Genomic DNA, 18,093 nt, shown 5'->3' on the forward strand with positions numbered 1-18,093 from the left:
CCTTTTTCGACGGATCATGCGCAGCTGGTGCCATGTCCTCTTCCTTGACGCCGACCGGCTCCCAGATCCACGCTCCGGCGGGGCTTTTGGTCAGGTTCCAGTCATAACCGAACAGAAGGTCGAAATAGCCATTGTCCCACTTGATCGGGTTCGCGGTCCAGGCGCCCTCGATTCCGCTGGTCGTGGTGTCGTCACCCTTGCCTGTGCCGAATTTGTTGATCCAGCCAAAGCCCATCTCTTCGATCGGCGCGGCCTCGGGTTCGGGGCCGACCAGCGCCGGGTCCCCGGCACCATGCGCCTTGCCGAATGTGTGGCCACCGGCAACCAGTGCGACGGTCTCTTCATCGTTCATTGCCATCCGGGCAAAGGTGTCGCGAATGTCACGGCCCGAGGCCAGCACGTCCGGCACTCCGTCCGGGCCTTCGGGGTTCACATAGATCAGGCCCATCTGCACGGCGGCCAGCGGATCTTCCAGATCGCGCTCGCCCGAGTAGCGGCTGTGCGGGTTTTCGGTCGGGGCCAGCCATTCGGTCTCGGCACCCCAATAGATGTCCTCCTCGGGCGCCCAGATATCTTCCCGGCCGCCGGCAAAGCCGAAGGTCTTGCCGCCCATCGATTCAATGGCGCAGTTGCCGGCCAGAATCATCAGGTCGGCCCACGAAATCTGGTTGCCGTATTTCTGCTTGATCGGCCACAGCAGACGACGGGCCTTGTCGAGGTTGCCGTTGTCCGGCCAGCTGTTGAGCGGCGCGAACCGCTGGTTCCCGGTCGAGGCGCCGCCCCGCCCGTCAGCCGTCCGGTAGGTGCCGGCGCTGTGCCAGGCCATGCGGATGAACAGACCGCCATAATGGCCGTAATCCGCCGGCCACCAATCCTGCGAATCCGTCATCAGGTCATACAAGTCCTGTTTCAACGCGTCATAGTCGATCTTCTTGAACGCGTCGGCATAGTTGAAATCGGCCCCCAGCGGATTCCCGGCCGGCTGATGCTGGTGCAGGATCGCCAGGTTCAGCTGGTTGGGCCACCAGTCCCGGTTCGATCGGGTTCCGGCGCCGTGCATGATGGGGCATTTGCCCGTGTTGGGGTTGTCGCTTCCGTCCATCTCAATCTCCGATCCTGGCTGGTGTCTGTCTGTTTGCGAGGCAACCGTGCGTATGGCACGTGAAAAAGGGGCGGACCGCAGTCCGCTTGAATACACCGAGTCATAGCAAATCACAGTCATGAGAAAAAATTTTGTTTTCGGATTGATTTGATAGCTATTGATTATGGCTCTGCCATGATCTTTCAAACCGATCCCCATTCACATGACGCGGCGTTCCCCTCCGCCCCGATTGCGTTTTGCCGCCGGTGCTTCAAACTGCGGGCCGTGACGCGCGACACCGCGCGGGCCACAGGGGAGGATCGCCATGCAATTCGACTACGTCATCGTCGGCGGAGGGTCCGCGGGATGCGTGCTGGCCAACCGTCTGAGCGCCAATCCGGGCACGCGGGTCTGCCTGCTCGAGGCGGGCGGGGGCGGGAACAGCATTCTGGTGCGGATGCCTGCCGCTGTGGTTGCCATGCTGCCGGGGCGACCCAAGATCAACAACTGGGCCTTTGAAACGGTGCCGCAACCGGGGTTGAACGGGCGAACGGGCTATCAGCCGCGTGGCCGGGCCTTGGGCGGGTCCAGCGCGATCAACGCAATGCTCTATGTACGCGGGCAGCGGCAGGATTATGACGGCTGGGCCGATCTGGGCTGCGAGGGCTGGGACTGGGACAGCGTTCTGCCCTATTTCAAACGGTCCGAGAACAACGAACGCGACGCGGATGACCTGCATGGCGCCGACGGCCCGCTTCAGGTGTCAGACCAGAAAGAAGAACGCCCGATCACGCGCGCTTTCGTCGAGGCCGCCGCCCAGTTGCAGCACAAGGTGACCGACGATTTCAATCGCGGCGACAACGAAGGCGCGGGGCTGTACCAGGTCACCCAGTTCCACGACCCCGCCAAAAACGGCGAGCGGTGCTCGGCCGCCGCGGCCTATCTGTTTCCAGTCATGGACCGGCCCAACCTGACGGTCATCACCGGGGCGCAGGCGAGCGAGATCACCTTTGACGGCCACCGCGCCACGGGCGTGATCTATCGCCAGGGCGGCAAGGGCGCCGATCTCACCGTCACCGCCGCGCGCGAGGTTCTGGTCTGCTCGGGCGCGCTGAAATCGCCGCAACTGCTGCAACTTTCGGGCATCGGCGACCCCGAGGACCTGAGCCCGCATGGCATCGCCGTCCGCCACGCGCTGCCGGGCGTGGGCAAGAACCTGCAGGATCACCTGGATTTCATCCTGGCCTACAAGACAAAGGACACAGACAATTTCGGCATCGGCGCCGCCGGTACGGTGGGGCTGGTCAAACACCTTTTGCGGTGGCGCAAGACCGGTGTGTCGATGGCGGCCACCCCCTTTGCGGAAGGCGCGGCCTTTCTGAAGACCTCTCCCGATCTGGACCGCCCCGACATCCAACTGCATTTCACCATCGCGCTGGTAGATGACCACGCGCGCAAACTGCACCTGGGCTACGGGTTCAGCTGCCATATCTGCAAACTGCGCCCCGAAAGCCGCGGCACCGTTTCGCTGCACAGCGCCGACCCCTTTGCCGCCCCGGCGATCGACCCGGCCTTTCTGTCCGACCCGCGCGATCTGGACACGATGATCAAGGGCGCGCGGATGACGCGCGAAATCCTCGAGGCACCGGCCCTCGCCAAATACCGCCACAAGGAAATGTTCGGCACCGACACCGCCCGGACCGACCCGGATTGGGAAGGCCATATCCGCGCGCGGGCCGATACGATCTATCACCCCGTGGGCACCTGCAAGATGGGGGTGGACGATTTGGCAGTGGTCGATCCGCAGCTGCGCGTGCGTGGGCTGCAGGGGCTGCGGGTGGTCGATGCCTCGGTCATGCCGACGCTGGTCTCGGGCAACACCAACGCCCCCACGATCATGATCGCGGAAAAGGCCGCCGACATGATCCTGGCGGATGTGGTCTGATCAGTCGCCGTTCAACGTCTGATCCGCGTGCAGCGCCTCAAGGCCCACGCGGTAGTTGGGATATTTCAACGTCACGCCCAGATCGGTCTTGATCCGGTCGTTCCGAACGCGCTTGTTCTCGTTGTAGAAACTGCGGGCCATCGGCGTCAGGTCGGCCGTGTCGAAATCCACCGCAGGCGGCAGCGGCAGGCCCTGAAGTTGCGCGGCATAGCCGATCACGTCCTGTGGCGGCACCGGTTCGTCATCGCATACATTGTAGATCGCGCCCGGATCAGGACGTCGCATCGACGCCTCGAGCACCTGCGCAATGTCTTCGACATGAATACGAGAAAACACCTGCCCCGGCTTGATGATCCGCCGCAGACCGCCTTTTTTCAGCTTGGAAAACGGCCCCCGGCCCGGCCCGTAGATGCCCGCAAGGCGAAAAATGTGCAGCGGCAGGCCGGGGATCGCGGCCCAGTCCTGCTCGGCCCGCAACCGCCAGCGCCCGCGCTCGGCCGTGGGTGTCGCCGGCGTGGTTTCATCGACCCAGTCCCCCTGGTGGTCGCCATAGACGGCGGTGGTCGACAGGTACCCGACCCAGTCGAACTGACCGGCGCGCGCGGCAATCTCATCCCGCAGGGCGGCCAGAACCGGATCTCCCTTGGCCGTGGGCGCGGTCGAGATCAGCAGATGCGTGACCCCGTCCAGGTCGGGGGCCTCGCCCGGCCAGACCAGCGGTTCGGCCCCGGCGGCGCGGATGGCGTCCTTCTCGGCGGCATCGCGGGTGGTTCCGACGATGCGCCAACCCTTGGGGGCCAGCCGGCGCGACAGGGCGCGGGCGGTATAGCCGTGCCCGAATGAAAAAAGCGTTCCAGTCATGGTCCCTTGATGATCGCGCCGCGGGCGGGATGCAAGCGCCGGATGGCCGCACTTGATTCGAATCCCCGCCTGCGCCTTCATGGTGTCATGAGTGATGACAAACCCAGCCTGCACGCGGCCTATGCGCTGAAAACTCCGGCAGACAACAAACGGCTCTATGCCGAATGGGCCGGAGATTACGATCGCGGATTCGCCGCGCGCGAGGATTACCAGCTGCATATTCACACCGCCCGCGCTTTTGTCGGCGCAGGGGGACAGGGTCCGGTGCTGGATGTGGGCGCGGGAACCGGCCTGTGCGGCGCGGTTCTGGCCGATCTGGGCGTGGGGCCGATCGATGCCACCGACATCAGCGCCGAGATGCTGGACAAGGCGATGCGCAAGGACATCTACCGCGACGCGATCGAGGCCGACCTGAACGAGGGCATCCCGGTTCCGCGCGAAAGCTATTCGGGCATCGTGTCGTCGGGTACCTTCACCCACGGCCATCTGGGCCCCGAGGTTCTGCCGGCCCTGCTGCGGGTGGCCCGGCCCGGGGCACAATTCGCCCTTTCGATCAACGCCAAACACTTCGAGGCGCTGGGATTTGCAACCGCCTTCGACAAGCTGCAGGCCGAGGGCTGGATGGAACATCTGGCTCTGACCACGGTCCGCATCTACGGCGATCTGGCCGCCGGCCCCAACAAGGACGACACGGCGCTGATCGCCCTGTTCGAGAAAACCTGAACCGCCTCAGCGGCCTTTCCAGACCGGGTCACGCTTTTCGGCGAAGGCGCGGGCGCCTTCCAGATTGTCCTCGGAGCCATAGAGCACATCGACCGTCCGCAGTTGCCGCTTGGTAATACGGTTCATGATGTCCTGGAACTTGGAATCTTCGGCCTCGCGCACGATCTCCTTGATCGCGGCATAGACCAGCGGCGGGCCGCTTGCCAGCAGGCGCGCCAGCTCCCATGCCCGGTCCATCAACTGGTCAGCCGGGACGATCTCGTTGACTAGCCCCCAGCGATGCGCCTCTTCGGCGTCGAACCAGCGGCCGGTCAGCAGCAGTTCCATCGCAATGTGATAGGGGATGCGCTTGGGAAGCTTGACGCTGGCCGCGTCCGCCACCGTGCCCGAGCGGATTTCCGGCAGGGCAAAAGTGGCGTGATCGGCGGCCAGAATCATGTCGGCGCTCAGGGCCAGCTCCAGCCCGCCGCCGCAGGCAATCCCGTTCACGGCGGCAATCACCGGCTTTTTCATGTCGCGCAACTCCTGCAGGCCGCCGAAACCGCCAACACCGTAATCGCCGTCCACCGCATCGCCTTCGGCTGCGGCCTTCAGGTCCCAGCCTGGGCAGAAGAACTTCTCGCCGCCCCCCGTCAGGATCGCCACCCGCAGGTCGGGGTCATCGCGAAAGTCGCGGAAGACCTCGCCCATCACCCGGCTGGTCGCCAAGTCGATCGCGTTCGCCTTGGGCCGGTCCAACGTGACCTGAAGGATTGCACCATCGCGGTAGGTTTTGATCGGGTTCATGGTCATGCCTTTCGGATCAGGGCATCAACGGCGACCACACTGTCGGCCGCGCAGATGAGAGGGTTGATTTCAACTTCGTCCACGACCGCCGCGTTGGCAATGACGTAGTTCTGCACCGCCATGGCCACCCGCACGACCGCATCGATATCCACGCCGGGCTTGCCCCGATATCCGCTCAACACGGGCGCACAGGCCAGCTTGCCCAGCGCGTCGCGGACCGCAGACGGCGTGGACGGGATCAGGATCGAGGTCGAGTCGCGCAGGATCTCGGTCAGAACCCCACCCGCCCCAAGGGTCAGCACATAGCCATGCGCCGGGTCGCGGGTGACGCCGATCAATAGCTCGACAATCCCGGCCGGGGCCATTTCCTCGATCAGAACCTCATCGGTGCCGATTGATCTCGCGACCTCGGGCAGATCTTGTCCAGAAACGCCCAGCCGCACCGCGCCATGTTCGGATTTGTGCGCCAGGCCAACGCCTTTCACCGCAAAGGGTCCGCTCAGACCGTCCACCGCCATTTCCGCCCGATCCGTCCGCGCGACGACCGAGCGGGGAACCGGCACGCCGCAAGCGGCCAGTTCGGCCTTGGCCTGGGCCTCGGTCAGAGCGGTTGTGGCCGCATTGGCGACGGGCAGCAAAACCGGCTCCTGCGGTTGGGGATGCGGGCGGGCCGCAGCGCGTGTCGCCGCCAGCGCCTCACGCAGCCCGGCAAAAGGCACAACACCGCCCGCCATCAACCGCTCGGCTACGTCCTCGGGCATCAGTTCCGGCAAGGTCGCGGCCACGGCAAAGGGGCGACCGGTTTCGCTTGCGCAGGTCAACGCCGCACGGGTGGCGCAGTCCCAATCGGCGGCATCGGTGTGAGGGTAGTCAACGATCGAGATCGTCATCGCCACATGCGGCCCCGTCATCGCCGACCACGCCCGTGCCATCGCGTCAGCGTCGCGCCAGATATAGGTGTGGTAGTCCAGTGGATTGGCCAGCGCCACCATCGGCCCCAGCGCCGCGCGCAGGCCCGAAACCTGATCTACGGTGAGCGGCGGAAAGTGCAGGCCGGTTCCTTCGGCCATGTCGGCGGCCAAGCTGGCCTCGCCACCGGAACAGCTGATCGTCGCCACTCCTGTCCCGTCCAGCGGCCCGGTGACATGCAACAGTTTCAGTGTTTCCAGAAACTCGGGCACGTCCCCCAGCCGCGCGATTCCCAGCCGGTCCAGAAACGCCTGCGCCCCGGCATCACCCCCCGCCAGCGACGCAGTGTGCGAAATGGTCGCCGCCTGCGCCTGTGCTGACCGCCCCACCTTGAGGGCCACGATCGGTACGCCCCGGTCACGCGCCTTGGCCGCCAGCGCTTCCCATTTGCGTAGGTCGCCGAAGCCCTCGACATGCAGGCCGATGGCGGTGATCCGGTCATCCTCCAGCAGCGCCATGGCGATTTCGGCCTGATGGGTTTGCGCTTGATTCCCGCAGGTCAGCATGAAGGCCAGCGGCAGCGCCCGGCGCTGCATGGTCATGTTGATGGCGATGTTCGAGCTTTGCGTCAGGATCGCGACGCCCCGGTCCACCGGGCGCATCCCGTGCTGGTCGGGCCAGATCGCCACCCGGTCCAGACCGTTGACGAAGCCGTAACAGTTGGGTCCGAGGATCGGCATGTCCCCCGCTGCAGTTACAAGCTGCACCTGCAAGTCGGCCCCATCGGCGTCCTCGGCCTGCGCCTCGGTAAAGCCCGAGGCGAAACACACCGCCCCGCCCGCGCCGATGCGGGACAGAACCTCGACCGCCTCGATGGTGGCGCGGCGATTGATGCCGACAAAGGCCGCGTCGGGCGCTTGGGGCAGGTCCTCGATCGTGGCAAAGACGCGCTCGCACGCCACCTCGTCGGCCTTGGGATGCACCGGCCAGACCGGGCCGGTGAAACCCAGTTTCCGCACCTGCCGGATGACCTCGGCGCACCATGCGCCTCCGCCAATCACCGCCAGCGAGCGGAACCCTAGCATCCGCCTCAGCGCGGCGAGCTTTCCCGGCGCGAGCGCACCCGCCGCGCCGCTCAGGCCCGGCGTCATGTTCACGCCCCCAACGCGCGCAGAAGATCGCGGCTGATGATGTGGCGCTGGATCTCGCTGGTGCCGTCCCAGATCCGCTCGACCCGGGCATCGCGCCAGAAGCGTTCCAGCGGATAGTCGTCCATCAGGCCCATCCCGCCATGCACCTGGATCGCCGCATCGGTCACCCGCGCCAGCATTTCCGAGGCATAGAGCTTGGCCGAGGCGATCTCGCGGTTGGCGGGCAGGCCCTTGTCCAGCCGGTCGGCGGCGGCCAGGGTCAGCAGGTCGGCGGCGTCGATCTCGGTGATCATGTCGGCGATCTGAAAGCTGACGCCCTGAAACTTGCCGATCTTCTGGCCAAACTGTTCGCGGGTGGCGGCATAGTCCAGCGCATAGTCGAAGGCCCGGCGGGCGCGGCCCACGCACATGGCCGCCACGGTGATGCGAGTGGCATACAGCCAGGTGTTCATCACCTCGAACCCGCCATCGACCTCGCCCAGCACCTGCGCGTCGGGCAGGCGGCAGTCGTCGAAATCCAGCACCATGTTCTTGTAACCGCGATGACTGACCGATTTGTAGCCGTCGCGGATGGTGAAGCCCGGCGTGCCGCGATCGACCAGAAAGGCGGTGATGCGCTTCTTGGGACCTTTCGGCGTCTGATCCTCGCCCGTGGCGATGAAGACGATGATGAAATCGGCATGTTCCGCGCCCGAGATGAAATGCTTGGTGCCGTTCACGACCCAATCGCCACCGTCACGCACGGCCGAGCATTTCATGCCCCGCACATCCGAACCCGCGCCCGGTTCGGTCATCGCCAGCGCGTCCATTTTCTCGCCGCGCACGGTGGGCATCAGATAGCGCTCGACCTGATCGCCCTGACAGGCCATCAGGATGTTCTGCGGCCGCCCGAAGAAATGGTTCAACGCCATCGACCCGCGCCCCAACTCGCGCTCGACCAGCGCGAATTCCAAGTGGTTCAGCCCGGCACAGCCCACGCTTTCGGGAAAGTTGCAGGCATAGAAGCCCAGCTCGATCGTCTTGCGCTTGATCTCGTCGGCGATCTCTTTCGGCACATCGCCGGAGCGCTCGACCAGCTCTTCGTGGGGATAGATCTCATTCTCCACAAAGCTGCGGACGGTCGAGACGATCATCTCCTGCTCGTCGGTCAGGCCATATTGCATCGCGGGTCTCCGGTTCCTGGGCGTGCGACAATCCTGACGCGGCTTGAGGTCTCAATAATGCAGAACTAGACTTCAATCATGCAGAGATGGACCAAATCACCCGCCGCACTGCAGCGATTCGGGGTACTTCTGTTCGACGGGTTCTCGAACCATTGCCTGGCCAATGCGGTCGAGCCGCTGCGCGCGGCCAACACGCTGTCGGGGCAGCGACTGTATGACTGGCAATTCCTGTCACTGGATCCAAGGCCGGTCACGTCGTCCTCAGGGTTGCAGGTGGCACCCCATGCGGCGCTTACGGATGCGGATGGGGATATGCTGCTGGTGATGCCCTCCTACGGGTTTCAAGCACATGGTGGTTGGCGCACCCAGGCGGGGTTGCGTGCGGCGACGCGGCGCTTTCGCACCCTCGCCGGGCTGGACACCGGCAGTTGGTTGCTGGCCCAGGCCGGATTGCTGAACGGCCACCGCGCCACGATCCATTGGGAGGAACTGACCGCGTTCACCGAGCGATTCCCCGAAGTCGAGACCTGCCGCGAGCGCTATGTCATCGACGGTGACCGCATCACCTGCTCGGGCGCCATGGCCGCCTTTGATCTGGTGATGCACCTGATCGGGCAGGATCACGGTCAGGCGCTGGCACTGGAAGTCGCGCAGCTGTTCATGACGCGCGACTCCGCCCGGTCACATTCCGGCGGCGCAGGCTCGGCCAGTTCGCATGTCAACAAGGCGCTGGCACTGATGCAGGAAAATCTCGAGACCCCTCTGCCGATCCCCGAGATCGCCCGGCGCGTGGGACGGTCGCAAAAAGCACTGGAATCCCGGATGCGGGCGGACTTGGGGGCCGGGCCGGCCAAGGTCTATCGTCGGATGCGTCTGAACCTTGCGCGCAAGCTGGCCGCGGAAACCGACCTGAGTATCGCCGAAATCGCTCTGCGCGCGGGCTATGAAGACCCCAGCGCGCTGACCCGCGCCTTTCGGGCCGAGTTCGGTCTCAGTCCACGAGCCCTGCGCAGCCGGTCCGGCTAGGTATACATCTGTTTCTTGTAGGCCCGCGTCCGCGTCGTCGCCTCGGCCGACCCGTCGTGGTAGGTGCCGAACCACTTGTCGAACGGGATCTCGGACGTGCCGTAGTTGCACTCGAAATACCGGTGGTGCAGCTGGTGAAAGAAATCGCCTGCCCGCGCGGCATCCGTGTCCCCTGCTTTCAGCTTTTCGAACCCCGAATGGGACAGGACCGGGCTGATCTGCTGGAAATAGACATGAAACAGCAGATGCAACGGGTTTGAGGGCACGATCAGGTGGATGAAATAGGTCGTGAAATACAGCAGATTCTCGTACCAGTGGTTCGAGATGCCCGACCACGGCCCAACATTGACGTTGCGGTGATGAACGGCGTGCACATGCTTGTACAGTTTCGGGTGATGCTCCAGCCGGTGCACCCAATAGAAATGCAGACCCGACCACATCGGAATGAACAGCATCCAGACCACGCACCAGACCGGCGCGCTGGCCCAAGTGACCGTTGGCGCATACCCGTTGGCCATCGCCCAGTAGATACCCCATTGATAGACGGTCGCCACCGTCATGGCGCTGCCCAGGGTCCACCAGATGTTGTCCCAGACCTGATTGCGGAAGGTGAAGGTTCCGTTGTCGCGGGTCAGGTCGCGGCGATCGAACTTTTTGTACATACCCTGCCCCTGGCGCATATAGAGCCACCAATGCAGCCCACCCGCAACAAGGATCTGAGGCACCATGTTCAGCAGCCAGACGCGGAACATCCAGCCGGGCGCAAAACTTTGCATCGCCTCGAGCGGCGGCAGGAACAGCACATAAGCAATCACGGCCAGCCCCATGCACAGGGTCAGCGCTGTGATCGGCAGCCACGCCCCGGAATACCATTTCAAAACGGCGATCGGGCGCGGTGGCCAACTGAACAAAGGGTTCAACGCAACAGGGTCAGACGGCCGATAGTGCCAGCGGGCGGCTTCGGGATCATGCGGGGCATCGGTCATGACAAAACCCTCTAGGTGGCGTAGTCCGAGCCTTCCGCATCCAGAACGGCCTTTATTTCACGCAGATGCGCCTCGGCCTGCCCCGGGTAGTCATCCAGCTCCTGCGCGGTCTTTTCGGCGATCTCGTCCGAAAGCACCCGCAACGGCCGGCCCGTCTGGAGGGCGCGTACATAGGTCTCGGCGGCGCGCTCGAAATAATAGAGTCTGTTAAAGGCATCCGCTGCATTGTTGCCAATCACCAGCACACCGTGGTTGCCCATGATCATGACCTTCTTTTTCGGGTCTTGCAGCATTGTCGCGCAACGCTCACCCTCGCTTTCAAAAGCCAAACCGCCGAATTCGTCATCAATGACATAGCGGTTGAAAAAGGTTGCAGTGTTCTGGTCGATCGGCGGCAGGTTGCTGTCGGCCAAGGAGGCCAGGACGGTGGCAAAAATCGAATGCACATGCATCACGCAACGCGCATGCGGGCATTTCCGGTGAATCGAACCATGCAGCCCCCATGCGGTGGGGTCCGGTGCGCCCGGCTTGTTCATCGTGTCGGGATCGTTGGCGTCCAGCAGCAGCAGGTCCGAGGCGCGGATGCGCGCGAAATGCATCTGGTTCGGGTTCATCAGGAACTGCGTGCCATCCTCGTTCACGGCAAGGCTGAAGTGATTGGCGACCGCTTCGTGCATGTTCGACCGCTCGGTCCAGCGGAAGGCGGCGGCCATGTCCACGCGCTCCTGCCAATGGTCGATATTCGGCTTCAGATTGGTGACGCTCATCCGGGGGCTCCATTCGGCTTGGACAGGTGGCTGGTGAAAACCGTGCCGGGCCGGGGCGCAATTGACCAACGAAAAAATTGGCGTTTTGGCATTAGCTGAACTTATGATTGGATTATGAAACCCCGGACTCCCCTTCCCCCGCTTGGCTGGCTGCGCACCTTCGAGGCCGCCGCCCGCCACCTGTCGTTCACCGGCGCGGCGCGCGATCTGAACATGACGCAAAGCGCCGTCAGCCAGCAGATCAAATCGCTGGAGGGATATTTAGGCCAACCTCTGTTTCACCGCCGTCCCCGCGCATTGGAACTGACCGAGGCCGGCATCACCTATCTGCCCGTGGTGCGCGAGGCGTTCCGAACGTTGGTGCGCGGCACCCAGGCCGTAACCGGGCAGCAGGAAAATACCGTACAGGTGCAGTGCAACATCACCTTTTCGGTGAACTGGCTGGCCCCCCGCCTGCCCGCGTTCCGTGCGCTGCACCCCGATGTCCACCTGAACATCTTCACCGAGTTGTGGGAGCCGCGCGAGATGGCCGAAGGCGCGGCGGTCGAGATCCGCTATTCCCTGCGCCCGGCCGACACGGTCCGCACCGAGCTTTTGCGCAGCGATCACTACTACCCCGTCTGTGCCCCCGACTATCCGGTCACGCTGGAAAACCTTCAGCAGCAACCGCTGTATGATTGCTCAAACCTGCTGTCGAACTGGGCCAGCTGGGCCGAAGATCAGGGTCTAAACTGGGAAAATTCGCCGATTACCTATGCCACGACCTATATGGTCGGCCTGTCCGTCGCGATGGCCGGCGGCGGGCTGTGCCTGGCCCATGACACCATCGCAAAGCGCCTGCTGGACGAAGGCCGCCTGATCGCACCCTTTGAACATCGCGCGCCGATGCCCGAAGCCTATTACCTGCTGCTGTCGCCCCAGGCCGAGGAGACGCCGGGTGCCGTGGCCTTTGCCGAGTGGATCAGGGCGGAAATCGCGGCCGAGCAACACCGCGCCTGACTTTCAGCCGTCTTTGGGGCGGCTGGCAACCCAGGCATAGCCGTTCTCGCACAAAATATAGGTCTCGCGCAGGCCATGGGGCTTGTCGGTCGGCTCCTGCAGCACGACCGCGCCCGTGGACCTGGCGCGCTCCGCCGCCTCGTCCGGGTCAGTGTCGTACAGGTGAATCTCGATCCCGCCACCGCGTGGGGGCGTTTCGGGAACCAGCCCCAGCAGCGGGTTGGAATGATAGGTGCCGTCCGAATGCAGCTGAAACACCTGATCGCCATAGGTGACGATGGCAAAATCCGCCGTCACCTGATGGGATTTCAGGCCAAAAACAGTCTCCAAAAAAGCGCATTCCGCCCGCACGTCGCGCACCAGCAGGTTCAGCCCGATCCCGCGCAGGCTGCGGCCGAAACTGTCCGCATCTATGGTTTCGTAATCCATGTCGCTACCAGACCCCGCATCGCAGCGCCGATCAAGCATTTGCTGCCCCGCGCCCGGTCGGATGACGGTTTCATGAAGGTGGCACGGCAGGGGTTGCACCTTCCGATGCATTCGGGAAAGTTGTGCCATGGAATACGCACCCTTCCCCTCTTGGCCCGACGTCGCCCCCCGCCTGATCGCCGTTGCCGCTGGCCGCGAAGCCGCCGACATGGTCATTCGCGGCGGGATCTGGATCAACGTGCACAGCCGCGAGGCGCTGCCCGATCACTCCATCGCCATCGCCGCCGGACGCGTGGCCTATGTCGGCCCCGACGCCAGCCACTGCATCGGGCCCGACACACAGATCATCGAGGCCAAGGGCCGCTACATGATCCCCGGCCTGTGCGACGCGCATATGCACATCGAATCCGGCATGCTGACCCCGGCCGAATTCGCCCGCGCGGTGATCCCGCATGGCACCACGTCGATGTTCACCGACCCGCATGAGATCGCCAACGTACTGGGGCTGGACGGCGTGCGGATGATGCATGACGAGGCGCTTATGCAGCCAGTCAACATCTTCACCCAGATGCCGTCCTGCGCGCCCTCGGCGCCGGGGCTGGAAACCACCGGCTATGAGATCACCGCCGAAGACGTGGCCGAGGCGATGACCTGGCCCGGCATCATCGGGCTGGGCGAGATGATGAACTTTCCCGGTGTGATCAACGCCGACCCCAAGATGCTGGCTGAGATCGCCGCCACCCAGCGCGCGGGCAAGACGGTGGGCGGACACTATGCATCCCCTTATTTAGGGCCTGATTTTGCAGCCTATGTCGCCGGCGGCCCGGCGGATGACCACGAAGGCACCTGCGAGGCCGACGCCATTGCCCGCGTGCGGCAGGGGATGCGGTCGATGATGCGGCTGGGCTCGGCCTGGTATGACGTGGAAAGCCAGATCACCGCGGTCACCGAAAAGGGGCTGGACCCGCGCAACTTCATCCTGTGTACCGATGACTGCCACTCGGGCACGCTGGTGAACGAGGGCCACATGAACCGCGTCGTGCGCCATGCCATCGCCTGTGGGTGCGACCCGCTGATCGCCCTGCAGATGGCCACGATCAACACCGCCACCCATTTCGGGCTGGAACGCGAGATCGGCTCGATCACGCCGGGCCGCCGGGCGGACGTGATCCTCAGTTCGAACCTGACTGAACTGCCGATCGAGATGGCCATCGCCCGTGGGCGGGTGGTGGCCGAGAACGGCGCGATCACGGTGGAGTGCCCGCATTACGAATGGCCCGACCGGGCACGCAACACGGTGCATCTGGGCCATGCCCTGACCGCCGCCGATTTCGAGATCTCCGCGCCCGAAGGCGCCAATCGCGTGCGTGCAAACGTGATCGGCGTGGTCGAGAACCAGGCCCCCACCCAGGCGCTGAAGGCCGAGTTGCCCATTATCGGCGGGCTGGTCGAGGGCGAAGGCGATGTCTGCCAGATTGCGCTGGTCGAGCGGCACCGCGCCACGGGCGGCGTGACCAACGCCTTCGTTTCGGGCTTTGGCTATCAGGGCCGGATGGCCATGGCCTCGACTGTGGCGCATGACAGCCACCACATGATCGTGGTCGGCACCAACCGCGATCAGATGGCGCTGGCCGCCAATCGCCTGGCCGAAGTAGGCGGCGGCATCACCATCTTCCGTGATGGCGAAGAGCTGGCGCTGGTCGAACTGCCCATTGCGGGCCTGATGTCCGACAGCCCGGCCGCGAACGTCGCGGCCAAGGCGCAGAAGATGGTCGAGGCGATGCAGGCCTGCGGCTGCCAGTTGAACAACGCCTATATGCAGCACTCGCTGCTGGCCCTTGTCGTCATCCCCGAACTGCGGATATCCGATCTGGGACTGGTGGATGTCCGCACATTCGAAAAAATTGACCTTCTGGAACCCCTCGCATGACAAAAATAACAACGCCCGACCCACGGGACCCCGAGATTTTCACCGATGCCGCCGCGGCCGTTGCCCGGCTGGAAGAGCTGTACAACGAGGCCACCGCCTTTCTGTGCGACAGCTTTGCCGAGGCCATGGAAAGCGGCACGCCCAAGGTCCGTTACAGAGCCTATTACCCGGAAATTCGTATCCGTACGGCGTCCTACGCGCATGTGGACAGCCGCCTGAGCTTTGGTCACGTGTCCGAGCCGGGGGTTCATGCCACCACGGTGACCCGGCCGGATCTGTTCCGGTCCTACCTCACGCAGCAGATCGCGCTGCTGATCAAGAACCACAATCAGCCGGTGACCATCGGCCCCTCGACCACGCCGATGCCGGTGCATTTCGCCGTGGCCGGCAACCCCGATCTGGTGGTGCCGCATCAGGGAGCGGCCGGGTTCACCCTGCGCGACGTGTTCGACGTGCCCGACCTGACCACCACCAATGACGACATCGTCAACGGTGTGCACGAACCGCAGGATGGCGTCGGCCCACTGGCCTTGTTCACCGCCCAGCGCATCGACTATTCACTGGCCCGGCTGGCCCACTACACCGCCACCGACCCGGACCATTTCCAGAACCACGTTCTGTTCACCAACTACCAGTTCTATGTCTCGGAATTCGAGAACTACGCCCGCGCGCAACTGGCCGACCCGAACAGCGGCTACACCAGTTTCGTCTCGACCGGGAATGTCGAGATCACCGACCCCGACGCGCCGCTGGAACAGCCGCTGAAACTGCCGCAGATGCCGACCTATCACCTGAAACGCGCCGACGGGTCGGGAATCACGCTGGTCAATATCGGCGTCGGCCCATCCAACGCCAAGACCGCCACCGATCACATCGCGGTCCTGCGCCCGCATGCCTGGCTGATGGTCGGCCACTGTGCGGGGCTGCGCAACACGCAGGCTCTGGGGGACTTCGTGCTGGCCCATGCCTATCTGCGCGAAGACAAGGTGCTGGACGACGATCTGCCCGTCTGGGTGCCGATCCCGCCGCTGGCCGAAGTTCAGGTCGCGCTGGAACGCGCCGTGGCCGAAGTGACCGAGCTGGAAGGCTATGAGCTGAAGCGGATCATGCGCACCGGCACGGTGGCTTCGGTCGACAACCGTAACTGGGAACTGCGCGACCAATCCGGCCCGGTGCAACGGTTGAGCCAGTCGCGCGCGATCGCGCTGGACATGGAAAGCGCCACGATCGCCGCAAACGGCTATCGCTTCCGCGTGCCCTACGGCACTTTGCTGTGCGTGTCCGACAAGCCCCTGCATGGAGAATTGAAGTTGCCCGGCATGGCGTCCGAGTTCTATACAACCCAGGTCAGCCGCCATCTGGCGATCGGAATCCGCGCGATGGAACACCTGCGAGGCATGCCGCTGGAACGTTTGCACAGCCGGAAATTGCGCTCGTTCGACGAAACGGCCTTCCTCTGACGCAAAAAAGCAACGAAATCCCCATATTTTTTGGGGTTTCGGTGCTACTATTCGTTGTGTTCGCCCACAATATCCCGTTACAGTTACGCGGTGAGGCCCAATAGATCGGGCACGTTAAGGAGACCAAGAAATGGCAAAGCCTATGACGAAGACTCAGCTGGTTGCTGCTCTCGCTGAGGAAATGGGAACCGACAAGAAATCCGCGAACGCGGCGCTGGAGGCGATCACTGGCCTGATCACCCGCGAAGTTTCGGCCGGAGGCGCTGTGACCCTGCCGGGCGTCGGCAAGATCTACTGCCGCGAGCGCCCCGAGCGTCAGGTTCGCAACCCGGCCACTGGTGAGACCTTCACCAAAGAAGCCGACAAGGTTGTGAAGATGACCATCGCCAAGGCCCTGAAGGACAGCGTCAACAGCTGATCCGCGCCTTAGGGAAAACGATCAAGGGCCGCGATTTCGCGGCCCTTTTTCTTTGGTATTTGTTTACCGGGTCCGGCGGGCCGAGGTCAGTGAACAGTCTCGACCTTGTGGAAATCCAGATCCCGATCTTCGGGCATCGAGTCGATGCTCATCACCTCTGTGCGCTTGACGACCAGGATATAGACCACGCAGGCGAGGTAGAGGCCAACCACCACGGCGCCGATCCACTGAATCTGCAGCCACTGGCTCTGGAACAGAAGCGTCAGCACAAACAGAAGCACCACATTGCCGGCAACATAGGCCGTCTTACCGAAGCGTTCGACCGTCATGTTCAGGTTGTCGGTATAGAGCCTGATCAGCGAGTCCAGTGAGTTAATCACGAAGGTCACGCCGACGATCACCATCGCGATGTTGGTGATGCCTGCGGTGCTGATGCCGTTCAGGTGATAGTAGTAAAGCACGCTGAACCAGATCGCCAAGGGGATCGACGGAAAGATCAGCAGCGCCGCCAGCAATTGCCAGGTGGTCAGCCCTCCGACAAAGCGCGAGGTGAACTGACCGATCATGATCGACCAGGCAAACCACCAGAACAGGTAGAAGGCGTGATAGTCGGTCAGAGGCAGTATGAACTTGTGGATATTGGCGAAATACGCCCCGATATTGCTGCTGGTTTCCACGAAACCCGCAACGCCCATACCGGCCGCGGCCCACATGCCAAGGATCAGCGCCAGAAACAGAAACGTCGAGCCGACAGAAAGAATCCGCACGTATTTCAGGTCAGTCGAGGAATAGGCCGCGGCCAGAATGACGACAAATACGATGATGTAAAACGTGGTCACCACGGACTCGCCATCACCAACTTCGGGCAGGTATCCGGGCAGGTAGATCAGGAACAGGCTGGCGGTGAAAGCGCAGGTCCCGATGATCACCACATTGTTGATCAGCTTGACCACCGGGATCTCAAAGAACTGCACTCGGGGCTCGATGACGCAGAAATAGAAGGCCGTCAGGAAATAGAAGGCCCAGATCAGGAAACCCCAGAACCCGAACTCGACCGCCAGCGGGTTTGCGAACGCATAGGCCGGATCTTCGGCATAGCCTCCGAATTCGGTGAGCGGGAACATGATCAGCCCGACATCCAGGCCGGATGTGAACAGGATCGCGATGAAAGTGAACAGATGTACAGGTGTCACGCCCACGCACCGCAGGTTCCACCATTTCACGACGAAGAACGCTACTAGCCCAAGAGCAAGCAGGACCCCGAATGACAGGATGTATTCCAATAGCACCGACAAACCTCCCTTTAGATGTCAGATCACCGAGCGGATATCTTTAATTGGCCAGTCAATCAATAAAACCGGCACCCAGGGAAAACTTGCCCGCACCATGTGTCTTTTTTGACGCTCGGGCGCTTGTGGCCTGAGGGAAAATCGGAAACAGTCGCCGCATATTCAAACAG

At 63.3% G+C, this 18,093-nt stretch carries 16 protein-coding genes; 7 read left to right on the top strand and 9 right to left on the bottom strand.

All coding sequences use genetic code 11. From position 1 onward, the window contains the following. Positions 1 to 1,102, bottom strand: a 1,102-nt coding sequence (locus AC2FM5_RS07145) for a peroxidase family protein (protein ID WP_496734707.1), incomplete at its 3' end; no start/stop codon positions are given. A 304-nt stretch (positions 1,103 to 1,406) separates the two neighbouring features. Here AC2FM5_RS07145 and AC2FM5_RS07150 point away from each other — a divergent pair. After that, positions 1,407 to 3,026: a GMC family oxidoreductase gene (locus AC2FM5_RS07150; protein ID WP_496734709.1), complete on the top strand. Its 1,620-nt coding sequence runs from the start codon at positions 1,407 to 1,409 to the stop codon at positions 3,024 to 3,026. Here the strand turns inward: AC2FM5_RS07150 and AC2FM5_RS07155 are convergent, their stop codons facing one another. Continuing rightward, positions 3,027 to 3,887 (bottom strand): SDR family oxidoreductase, encoded by an 861-nt coding sequence (locus AC2FM5_RS07155; protein WP_170364247.1) that lies wholly within the window; start codon positions 3,885 to 3,887, stop codon positions 3,027 to 3,029. An 87-nt stretch (positions 3,888 to 3,974) separates the two neighbouring features. Between AC2FM5_RS07155 and AC2FM5_RS07160 the strand changes: the two genes are divergently transcribed. After that, entirely contained in the window at positions 3,975 to 4,610 is a 636-nt protein-coding gene (locus AC2FM5_RS07160) for a class I SAM-dependent DNA methyltransferase (RefSeq protein ID WP_496734712.1), read from the top strand. Between the two features lie 6 nt (positions 4,611 to 4,616). Here AC2FM5_RS07160 and AC2FM5_RS07165 read toward each other — a convergent pair whose 3' ends face one another. Genes AC2FM5_RS07165 through AC2FM5_RS07175 form a run of 3 tightly spaced genes read right to left on the bottom strand, consistent with a single transcriptional unit; the run spans position 4,617 to position 8,619 of the window. Beyond that, a complete protein-coding gene (locus AC2FM5_RS07165) occupies positions 4,617 to 5,396 on the bottom strand; it encodes a carnitinyl-CoA dehydratase (protein WP_496734714.1) in 780 nt (259 codons plus the stop codon). A gap of 2 nt (positions 5,397 to 5,398) precedes the next feature. Continuing rightward, positions 5,399 to 7,456 carry an acetate--CoA ligase family protein gene (locus AC2FM5_RS07170; RefSeq protein WP_496734716.1) on the bottom strand — a complete coding sequence of 686 codons (2,058 nt, stop codon included), beginning with the start codon at positions 7,454 to 7,456 and terminating at the stop codon, positions 5,399 to 5,401. Positions 7,457 to 7,458: 2 nt separating this feature from the next. Then, positions 7,459 to 8,619, bottom strand: a complete 1,161-nt coding sequence (locus AC2FM5_RS07175) for an acyl-CoA dehydrogenase family protein (RefSeq protein WP_170360981.1) — start codon at positions 8,617 to 8,619, stop codon at positions 7,459 to 7,461. Positions 8,620 to 8,697: 78 nt separating this feature from the next. Between AC2FM5_RS07175 and AC2FM5_RS07180 the strand changes: the two genes are divergently transcribed. Then, entirely contained in the window at positions 8,698 to 9,645 is a 948-nt protein-coding gene (locus AC2FM5_RS07180; protein ID WP_480633881.1) for a GlxA family transcriptional regulator, read from the top strand. On the opposite strand, the gene AC2FM5_RS07185 is transcribed toward AC2FM5_RS07180, so the two are convergent. Next, complete coding sequence (locus tag AC2FM5_RS07185) at positions 9,642 to 10,631, bottom strand: sterol desaturase family protein (RefSeq protein ID WP_496734720.1); 990 nt, start codon at positions 10,629 to 10,631, stop codon at positions 9,642 to 9,644. The genes AC2FM5_RS07180 and AC2FM5_RS07185 overlap by 4 nt on opposite strands. Positions 10,632 to 10,642: 11 nt before the next feature. Continuing rightward, positions 10,643 to 11,398, bottom strand: a complete 756-nt coding sequence (locus AC2FM5_RS07190) for a class II aldolase and adducin N-terminal domain-containing protein (RefSeq protein ID WP_496734722.1) — start codon at positions 11,396 to 11,398, stop codon at positions 10,643 to 10,645. 114 nt (positions 11,399 to 11,512) lie between these two features. Here AC2FM5_RS07190 and AC2FM5_RS07195 point away from each other — a divergent pair, with 114 nt between their 5' ends. Beyond that, complete coding sequence (locus AC2FM5_RS07195) at positions 11,513 to 12,397, top strand: LysR substrate-binding domain-containing protein (RefSeq protein WP_170342477.1); 885 nt, start codon at positions 11,513 to 11,515, stop codon at positions 12,395 to 12,397. Positions 12,398 to 12,400: 3 nt separating this feature from the next. Here AC2FM5_RS07195 and AC2FM5_RS07200 read toward each other — a convergent pair whose 3' ends face one another. Next, positions 12,401 to 12,826, bottom strand: a complete 426-nt coding sequence (locus AC2FM5_RS07200) for a VOC family protein (protein WP_496734726.1) — start codon at positions 12,824 to 12,826, stop codon at positions 12,401 to 12,403. Between the two features lie 127 nt (positions 12,827 to 12,953). Here AC2FM5_RS07200 and ade point away from each other — a divergent pair, with 127 nt between their 5' ends. The 3 genes from ade to AC2FM5_RS07215 all read left to right on the top strand — a co-directional run bounded on the left by ade (position 12,954) and on the right by AC2FM5_RS07215 (position 16,634). Beyond that, positions 12,954 to 14,756 carry an adenine deaminase gene (gene ade, locus AC2FM5_RS07205; protein ID WP_496734729.1) on the top strand — a complete coding sequence of 601 codons (1,803 nt, stop codon included), beginning with the start codon at positions 12,954 to 12,956 and terminating at the stop codon, positions 14,754 to 14,756. Then, positions 14,753 to 16,216, top strand: a complete 1,464-nt coding sequence (locus AC2FM5_RS07210) for an AMP nucleosidase (RefSeq protein ID WP_496734733.1) — start codon at positions 14,753 to 14,755, stop codon at positions 16,214 to 16,216. Before ade ends, AC2FM5_RS07210 begins: the two co-directional genes overlap by 4 nt. 130 nt (positions 16,217 to 16,346) lie before the next feature. Further along, entirely contained in the window at positions 16,347 to 16,634 is a 288-nt protein-coding gene (locus AC2FM5_RS07215) for an HU family DNA-binding protein (protein ID WP_170340577.1), read from the top strand. A gap of 86 nt (positions 16,635 to 16,720) precedes the next feature. Here AC2FM5_RS07215 and AC2FM5_RS07220 read toward each other — a convergent pair whose 3' ends face one another. Continuing rightward, complete coding sequence (locus AC2FM5_RS07220; protein WP_496734777.1) at positions 16,721 to 17,917, bottom strand: BCCT family transporter; 1,197 nt, start codon at positions 17,915 to 17,917, stop codon at positions 16,721 to 16,723. Positions 17,918 to 18,093 lie beyond the last annotated feature (176 nt).

This window comes from Ruegeria sp. BHSA162, assembly GCF_059613385.1.

Coding starts and splice junctions, on each gene's coding strand:
- AC2FM5_RS07180 (WP_480633881.1), top strand. CDS start 8,698: ATGCAGAGATGGACCAAATCACCCGCCGCACTGCAGCGATTCGGGGTA.
- ade (WP_496734729.1), top strand. CDS start 12,954: ATGGAATACGCACCCTTCCCCTCTTGGCCCGACGTCGCCCCCCGCCTG.
- AC2FM5_RS07200 (WP_496734726.1), bottom strand. CDS start 12,826: ATGGATTACGAAACCATAGATGCGGACAGTTTCGGCCGCAGCCTGCGC.
- AC2FM5_RS07150 (WP_496734709.1), top strand. CDS start 1,407: ATGCAATTCGACTACGTCATCGTCGGCGGAGGGTCCGCGGGATGCGTG.
- AC2FM5_RS07170 (WP_496734716.1), bottom strand. CDS start 7,456: ATGACGCCGGGCCTGAGCGGCGCGGCGGGTGCGCTCGCGCCGGGAAAG.
- AC2FM5_RS07215 (WP_170340577.1), top strand. CDS start 16,347: ATGGCAAAGCCTATGACGAAGACTCAGCTGGTTGCTGCTCTCGCTGAG.
- AC2FM5_RS07210 (WP_496734733.1), top strand. CDS start 14,753: ATGACAAAAATAACAACGCCCGACCCACGGGACCCCGAGATTTTCACC.
- AC2FM5_RS07155 (WP_170364247.1), bottom strand. CDS start 3,887: ATGACTGGAACGCTTTTTTCATTCGGGCACGGCTATACCGCCCGCGCC.
- AC2FM5_RS07160 (WP_496734712.1), top strand. CDS start 3,975: ATGAGTGATGACAAACCCAGCCTGCACGCGGCCTATGCGCTGAAAACT.
- AC2FM5_RS07175 (WP_170360981.1), bottom strand. CDS start 8,619: ATGCAATATGGCCTGACCGACGAGCAGGAGATGATCGTCTCGACCGTC.
- AC2FM5_RS07195 (WP_170342477.1), top strand. CDS start 11,513: ATGAAACCCCGGACTCCCCTTCCCCCGCTTGGCTGGCTGCGCACCTTC.
- AC2FM5_RS07185 (WP_496734720.1), bottom strand. CDS start 10,631: ATGACCGATGCCCCGCATGATCCCGAAGCCGCCCGCTGGCACTATCGG.
- AC2FM5_RS07165 (WP_496734714.1), bottom strand. CDS start 5,396: ATGAACCCGATCAAAACCTACCGCGATGGTGCAATCCTTCAGGTCACG.
- AC2FM5_RS07190 (WP_496734722.1), bottom strand. CDS start 11,398: ATGAGCGTCACCAATCTGAAGCCGAATATCGACCATTGGCAGGAGCGC.